We start from the raw sequence: 1,597 nt of genomic DNA, 5'->3' as shown, positions 1-1,597 counted from the left end.
TTCAGCAGCACTGGTAAAACCATTCGGTACATCACTTGCCTTTTATTGGCACCCAATGAGGCAGCAACGTTTGATAATGCCGCTAATCTTTCAGAAACAAAAAGATTAGAAAAAAAGATTAGTAGAAAAGGTACAGCCATCAGCACATGCGTGGCAATGATACCGATACCTAACTTATCGTTGATCAGGTCAGGAAATTGTTGCAGGTCATTAATGATATGAAGCCGGTAAAAAAGCCTGGATAATAATCCGGTTTTTCCCAATAGCTGAAATGATACAAATGCCGTAACAATAGCTGGTATAGCCAGAGGCAGATATACAATAAATGATTGTTTGCTTTCAGTTATGGTTTGATGATAAGCAATTACAGCGGGTAATGCAATAGCTAGTGAAATAATAATGGCAGTAACAGCTACGTAAAAACTAAAGCCAATTGACCGCAGTACTTCAGTACTGTTCATTACTGCAGAAACATGCATCCATGTAAAACCATTTGCCAGTACGCCACTAAAACCAAAAGAGTATAATAATGCATATAACAATCCTGCTGCAAATGGTATGGCGACCATCATCAGAAAAGCGCTAAGCCCAAACCTGTTTGCTATTTTATTTTTCAATAACATATTTTCTAAAATCATCCTTAAGCCGTATCATGTATTCTGGTGCCAGCTCTATCAGCGCTTTGGATTGAATATCTGCCCGGCGTGGGCCGTATTTTCTTTCCTGTAACGCAGTAAATTTTAATTTCAATGTATCGGGCAGTTTTGCAATATCCAGTACTGTTCCGTCGCCCCAAACAGTGGATTTATTCTTTTCTAATTGTGCTTCGGGTGAGATCATAAAATTGATGATAGCCATCGCAGCCGTCTTATGTCCGCTTGTATTAGTGATACCGAGATAGTGCGAATTTTGTATGGTGCCGGCATCTAATACATACGACCTGGCAAATTCCGGGAATATTTTTTCAGCCACTTTGTTATCCACTTCGCCATCGTTATTGCTCATGGTAAAATACAATTCACCTGATGCAAACATCTGGTGGATTTGTGCAACGGCATTTGGAAATGTTTTTCCCTGCTTCCAGAAATATGGTTTAATGCTGTTAATATAATCCCATAATTGATGAGAGTATGTTGTATACTTTGCTTCATCAAATTTCCCCATCATGTTTTTTGAACCGCCAGCAATATCAATCAGTAAAGATTTTAAAAAAGTAAGACCGGTAAAATCTGCCCCGATGGTAAATCTGCCGGTATTTTGTTTTACATACAATGCAAGCTCCGCCCTGTTTTTGGGCGGAGCCTGTACTTTGTTTTTATTATAAATGATGCACAACTGAACATTTCCCCACGGGCATTCCATTCCTTCAATAGGTTCCTGGAAATCATACTTGATAAATGGGTTGTTGAAATTGATATATTTTGAATTAGGAAGTTTATTTACGAATGGCCCATACAATGAACTTATCTGCCTGAGCTGGTAAAAAGTTTCTCCGTTTATCCAGCACATATCAATATCGCTTGCGGTTTTCTTCGCTTCTTTTTCGCTCATTAAAATAGAAACAATCTGGTTGCCTTGCCCGGCGCTTATCTGCAGG

Annotated in this window: 2 protein-coding genes; both read right to left on the bottom strand. The window is 38.9% G+C overall.

The window, feature by feature from the left end:
- The coding region (locus tag H7254_RS03155) for a hypothetical protein (protein ID WP_301931603.1) at positions 1-617 on the bottom strand (617 nt) is incomplete at its 3' end.
- The coding region (locus H7254_RS03150; protein WP_301931602.1) for an ABC transporter substrate-binding protein at positions 607-1,597 on the bottom strand (991 nt) is incomplete at its 5' end. The genes H7254_RS03155 and H7254_RS03150, both read right to left, overlap by 11 nt.

It is taken from the genome of Ferruginibacter sp. (assembly GCF_014377975.1).
Lineage (GTDB): Bacteria > Bacteroidota > Bacteroidia > Chitinophagales > Chitinophagaceae > Ferruginibacter.
Note: the sequence above shows the minus strand (reverse complement) of the source record. Positions and strands in the feature narration are given on the sequence as shown.